Origin of the sequence: Mesorhizobium sp. M7A.F.Ca.US.002.01.1.1 (assembly GCF_004022955.1) — a bacterium.
In the GTDB taxonomy this organism is placed as follows: Bacteria; Pseudomonadota; Alphaproteobacteria; order Rhizobiales; family Rhizobiaceae; genus Mesorhizobium; species Mesorhizobium ciceri.
The window spans coordinates 1-5,261 of sequence record NZ_RZQE01000418.1 but is presented as its reverse complement, the minus strand read 5'-3'; the positions used below and the strand labels follow the sequence as shown (position 1 = coordinate 5,261).

Annotated in this window: 6 protein-coding genes; 2 read left to right on the top strand and 4 right to left on the bottom strand. The window is 58.4% G+C overall.

What is annotated here, in order from left to right; all coding sequences use genetic code 11:
- Both EN932_RS28345 and EN932_RS28340 read right to left on the bottom strand, forming a co-directional pair.
- On the bottom strand, window positions 1–252 hold a 252-nt coding region (locus tag EN932_RS28345), incomplete at its 3' end, for a cyclic nucleotide-binding domain-containing protein (RefSeq protein ID WP_164890654.1).
- 163 nt (window positions 253–415) lie between these two features.
- On the bottom strand, window positions 416–697 hold the full coding sequence (locus tag EN932_RS28340; protein WP_024505425.1) for a hypothetical protein: 282 nt from the start codon (window positions 695–697) through the stop codon (window positions 416–418).
- Window positions 698–1,077: 380 nt separating this feature from the next.
- Here EN932_RS28340 and EN932_RS28335 point away from each other — a divergent pair, with 380 nt between their 5' ends.
- The gene (locus EN932_RS28335) at window positions 1,078–1,950 is read left to right on the top strand and encodes an FkbM family methyltransferase (RefSeq protein ID WP_024505424.1); all 873 of its coding nucleotides are present in this window, start codon (window positions 1,078–1,080) and stop codon (window positions 1,948–1,950) included.
- Between the two features lie 101 nt (window positions 1,951–2,051).
- On the opposite strand, the gene EN932_RS28330 is transcribed toward EN932_RS28335, so the two are convergent.
- Both EN932_RS28330 and EN932_RS28325 read right to left on the bottom strand, forming a co-directional pair.
- The gene (locus tag EN932_RS28330; RefSeq protein WP_128338256.1) at window positions 2,052–4,358 is read right to left on the bottom strand and encodes a mannose-1-phosphate guanylyltransferase/mannose-6-phosphate isomerase; all 2,307 of its coding nucleotides are present in this window, start codon (window positions 4,356–4,358) and stop codon (window positions 2,052–2,054) included.
- A gap of 13 nt (window positions 4,359–4,371) precedes the next feature.
- Window positions 4,372–4,605 carry a hypothetical protein gene (locus EN932_RS28325; RefSeq protein WP_128338257.1) on the bottom strand — a complete coding sequence of 78 codons (234 nt, stop codon included), beginning with the start codon at window positions 4,603–4,605 and terminating at the stop codon, window positions 4,372–4,374.
- A 220-nt stretch (window positions 4,606–4,825) separates the two neighbouring features.
- Between EN932_RS28325 and EN932_RS28320 the strand changes: the two genes are divergently transcribed.
- Complete coding sequence (locus EN932_RS28320; RefSeq protein WP_024505421.1) at window positions 4,826–5,161, top strand: hypothetical protein; 336 nt, start codon at window positions 4,826–4,828, stop codon at window positions 5,159–5,161.
- Window positions 5,162–5,261 lie beyond the last annotated feature (100 nt).

Here is a 5,261-nt window from a genome sequence, read left to right as displayed (position 1 = left end):
CGACTGAGGTAGGACGATGTCGCCTTTCAGTGCAAAATCTAGAATCTGTCGCTGCCCGCCGGCAAGTTCATGAGAAAGGCACCCCCAGCCCGACTCGACAATGAACATGCGATCGCAATCCTCGCCCTGATTGACGATGACCGTCTCCGCCAGATAGCGCTTCGGCGTGAATCCCAGCCTTTTGATCAGCGCCGTATCGTCCTCATACGACAGGCGTTTTTCATTCCCGCGCAAAAATGGATGTGGCGTCATTCAGAAGCAACCCCGCCAAACTACTGCCCGAACTACCTCCCTCGCATACACCGTACATTAAAATTGATGTGAAGAATATGCTCCAATGCACTATCGATGACGTGGCAACGGCAGTTTTGGTTGAAGATAACAAGTTTTTCCCGGTCGGCCGATGGCGACAAGGTTAAGTCTTATTTCTCTTGAAATTTTCCCGCATGGAATCGACTATTTCGCTGGCGACGAGGCAGCTGCGATTGTCCGCTTGCTCGGCGGCATTTCGTAACGTCATCGACGCGTCCTTAAGTAGCCCTCTAATCTCTGCTGCTGACAAAAGCTCGGATGCTTCGAGTTCCAGCAGCACGGATTCACTCACGTGCAGCGCAGCAAGCGCCACCGCTCTAGGCCTTGTGGCAAGCAGTTTCAGAAGGTCACTGCTGGGTCTCGCACGGACTTTTTTTTTGGCCATCGTTGCGTCTCAACCGTTCGGACAAGATGGTTCACGTCTCAAAGTTACAACGCCTTGACGAATTAACCGCATTTCCATGATCGGGAGAGGTCGTTCAATGTGGCGTCAGGCATCTTCCCAAAGCATACTATCCCGCTTTGAGGCAGCGACACAGAGGCAAGTGCTACCGAATTTGCCGTAGCTACGACGTCCCTATCACCTTGCGGTACCTTGCTGATAAGCGGCGCAGGAAGCATGCCTACGACCGAACCGGGGAGGGCATGATGGCAGGAATATGCATGCGGGGGGTGTGTGCGGGCAATTTGCTTCGGTGGCGAGCCGGCCTGGCTACTCCCTAAGGGTGTATGGAGATTGGCACATCCTCAGGTGATACTGCGACGATGAACCGGACGTTCTACGCCAAGCTCTATCACATTGACGGGCTCGCGCGCGCCATCGGCTGGAGGAAACTGGTCTCAGTACTCCTTCGCCGCGCACTCGGGATCGGCTCGGCGATGAAAGTTCGCTGTGGCGATCATGAATTGCTGATCAGGCCTACCGACAGCGACTTGTTTGTCATGTCACAAATTTTTGGGCACGGCGAATATGAAATTGGAAAGGGTGGACAGAGCGCGCTCAACCGGCTCGCGGCAGGATGGAGACGGAGGGGGATCATACCCGTTATCGTGGATGCCGGCGCTAACGTTGGCTACTCGTCGATTTTCCTCAGAGACCAGTATCCTGATGCTGTGGTGATGGCCATCGAACCGGATCGCCAAACGCATGAAGTCTTACTCTCGAACTGCGCCGGTCTAGAGCGGATCATGTCTGTCTACGGCGCACTCTGGTGCCACGAGGGCGAAGTTGCACTTGTCAACAGCGAGCGCCCATCGTGGGCACGGGGCGTGGCAGACGGAGAAGGCGTGCCGTCGGTCACCTTACGGGGCCTTCTTGCCAGACTGCCCAAGGCGAAATTGCTGATGCTTAAGATGGACATTGAAGGCGCGGAGCTGGAGGCAACACGAGACTGCGGCAAGGTCCTCAAGCATGTGCCGTGCATCATCGTGGAACCACACGACTTTATGTTTCCCGGCCGAGGCTGCCTCACTTTCGTCTACTCGCTTTTGAGCGGAAGGAAGATCGACAGCCTCGTCAACGGCGAGAACCTGATATTCATTGCCTCGGAACTCCTGGCAGCACCGGCAGCCTCACGGCGGCCGACGACCGGGGGAAAGCGAGCGTTGCCGGTGCGCGCGGCCAAGGCTGTGCCTTAGCGGCCACGCCAGGAGCCGATATCTGCGGTCGTCAAGGTTCGGTGCAGACGACCTTCGCCAACCACGGTTCGGCACGAACACCGTATCTCAGGATCGTCGCATCAGGAGCGACCCAGTACCTGCCTCAAACCCGTCTTGCTCACGTCCGAAGCAGGAAGCGGGAAAGGTTCGACTTGGCCTGCGGTCTTGTCCAGATACTGCATCAATGCCGTCACCAGATGGTAGAAGATGCTCGCCGGCACCTCCGTTGCCAGTGACCTTCCGCGCTCGTCAATCCTGTCGATCCACAAGCCAAGCGGCGCGGGATCGATGTGCCATCTGAACAGGCGCGCGACACGGGCTTCGATCTCAGCTTTCAGGTCAGGCCCGCCAATGCCATCCAAGGCTACGGCTGCCTTGATGGCTTCGCATTGCGGCCAGCTCCGGGAGAGCCGGTCGAGAGGGATTCCCTGCCGCGATACGGCAGCAAAAGCCAGACCTGTTGTCCGGTTCAATCCACTGGCGACCGCCGATGAATAGAGCTTCCTTGCGTAGGCGACCAAGTCTTTCTGGCCGCTCGCTCTTGCGAAATCGACAAGGAGCGAAGCCCATTCGAAGTGATGCCCCGGTTCGGTCCACTGTCCTTCATCTCCCTGCAACGGCAACCAATCGGCGTCGAAACGTTCCCCAACCGTCCAGCTTTCCTGGTCGAAGAAATGGCTCCGGAAGAGATCGATGATGCGTGCTGCCCGACGCAGATATTCACGGTCGCCCGTGGCGCCATACCAGGCAAGAAATGATTCCAGCATGTGCATGTGTGGGTTCGAAGACCGCGCACCGTTCCAGCCGGGGCTCTCGAGGAACCCGGTCAGACTGTCGTGCTCGAGGTGGGCGTCGATGAAACGAAACGTCTGTTGTGCCAGTTTCAGGGCATCGTGGTGTCCGCATCGGTGAGCTTGAGCCAGCGCCAGGAGCACGCAGGCATGGTCGTAGGCGTCCTCGGTCGGGTCGGCCACGCTGCCGTTGGCATTGAGAGTTCGCACCCACCCGCCGCGGTTCGTGCGGCCGAATCTTGCGATGAAGTCGATACCGTGTTTGATGAGTTTGTCCGCCGGACCAGTCCAGCCACGTTCCTTGGCGACTGCGAAAGCGTAAATCTGGCGAGCCGCAGTGCGCATGCGCTTGGGTTTGCCCAATGGCCTCGCATCGAAGCCCAGGGCCTCATGGAAGCCGCCGTAAACATCGTCGACGCCAGCGGTGGACCACAGCGGCAGGGTTTCTTCGAAGAGCCAGTGCTCCACGCGCTTGCGCCATGAGCCACTGATGATGATCCGGTCTTCGGAGGCAGTAAATTTCGTTTCGAGGCGTCCGCTCTTCTCCAGCTGTTCGACGATTTTTTTCACGTTCTGGCTGTGGCTGACGGGTGCGACGAATACCGCATCTGGCGTCGCCACGATCGCAACATCCTTCATCCCGACGACGGTCAGCAGTCTGCCCTGGCTTCTGAAGTAAGAGTCCTGGCAATCGATGGCGACGATATCGCCCATTGTGACATTGCCGTTGCTGTCCGTGGGGCTGGCCTCCATTAGGGATTGCCATGAGCCAAGGTCGGTCCAGTGGAACGAGGCCCTAACCATTGCGATGTCGCGCGCATGCTCCATGATTGCATAGTCGATCGAGGTCGAGGGGACGGCCAAGTAGAAGCCTTGTGTCAAATAAAGGCCCGAGACGTCGGTCCGCGCTCCCTTGTAAGCCCGTTCCGCGGCGTCCCAGATGTCGGGCTGGAACTCGAGAAAAGCCTCCCGCATGGTGTCGGCTCGAAAGAGGAAAATGCCGGCGTTCCAGTAGAATTGTCCCGAAGACATGTATTTGCGAGCCGACTTGGCGTTCGGCTTTTCGACAAAGCGCGAAACCGAGGCTACTGCGTCAGCATCTGCCGTGGTCTCGATGTAACCATATCCGGTTTCGGGATGCGTCGGCTTGATCCCGAACACGATGATCTTTCCTGAATCGGCGGCAGGCACGCCGGCCTTGACGGTTTCCCAGAATTGCGTTGTCGTCGATATCTGATGGTCGGAGGGGACCACGAGCACAAGGGCGTCGGCTCCATATTCGGAGATCGTTTGCAGGGTGGCTATGGCGACGGCGGCCGCGGTATTGCGGCCGACCGGCTCGAAGATCGGTCTGCCGCCGTTCAGGCCGAGCGGTACTAGGTCCGAGATAACGCGCTCGGCATGCCGTTCGGAGGCTATCAGGTAGATCGGCGTCTCTCCGTCCGGCCGCGCCTTAAGGCGACGAACAGTCTTGGCAAGCATAGAGCCATCCCCCGAAAGATCGTGGAATTGCTTGGGGTTGTCTTCGCGCGAGAGCGGCCACAGCCGTGAGCCGACCCCCCCGCTCATGACAAAACTTACGATCCGGTCAGACATGGTCCAATTCCTCTCAGAATGTCTGGTTGTAGGCTCCGACCTCTGGATTGCCGCCCAGCACGCCATCGAGAGCTTTGAGTATCTCTCGGCGCCGCTCTGGCGACACAGGCTTTCCACAACCAGGACGATCTCCGCTTTGTTCGACGACGCCCAGGCCCCAGGTGCCGTCCTGAAAGCCCGTGGCTTTGATCGGGGCACTGGTTTTGAAGGCGAATGTGTTTGGACTCGCGTGTTCGACTATGTTCACGGTCAGGATTTCCGCTCCGCAGTTTAGCGCCAACAGTCGTAACACGCGCCGCACGTGGCCGCCTTCATGAATTCGAGTAGCCCTATCGCCCTAGCTGCCACCCCTCATCCAATATGAGCATGCCCGCCGATGACCGAAAGGATGTCTCGTGCAAGCATGAGAGTCTTGTATTCTGCAAGGTGCGTCCCCTCTCGGGTGCAACGAGAAAGATGGCTGCAACATGCCGCTGACCGCATTCAGGTTCCCATTCGGCCAGAATGTCGACCAACGGCGGTTCGGTCGCCTGACCCGTCTTCTGGAGGTCATTCAGATGGACATCGAGAAGGAAATCGCGGCACTGCGCCCTTGCGTGGAAAGGGTCACGGACTGTGCTGCGTTCGCCCTGGAAGCGATGGAAAATGGCGAGAGTCCCGAACGCATGTCCGCGCAGATCGGTACTCTCGAGCAGAACCTGGCGATCATCCGCGGACGGCAGGCCTTGCTGGAACAGCAGACGTCATTTGTCGACGCCGCGAGAGCAGCGCTGCCGCGCGTTCTACCGCCCCACGGGTCCTAAGTTTCGCATACGCCAATTGGCGGCATTTACCTTCCGGATCACGGGAGTAATCTTCCGCAGCAGTCTGGGATCGCGGGGCCTCGGCTTTCAATGCAAAGAC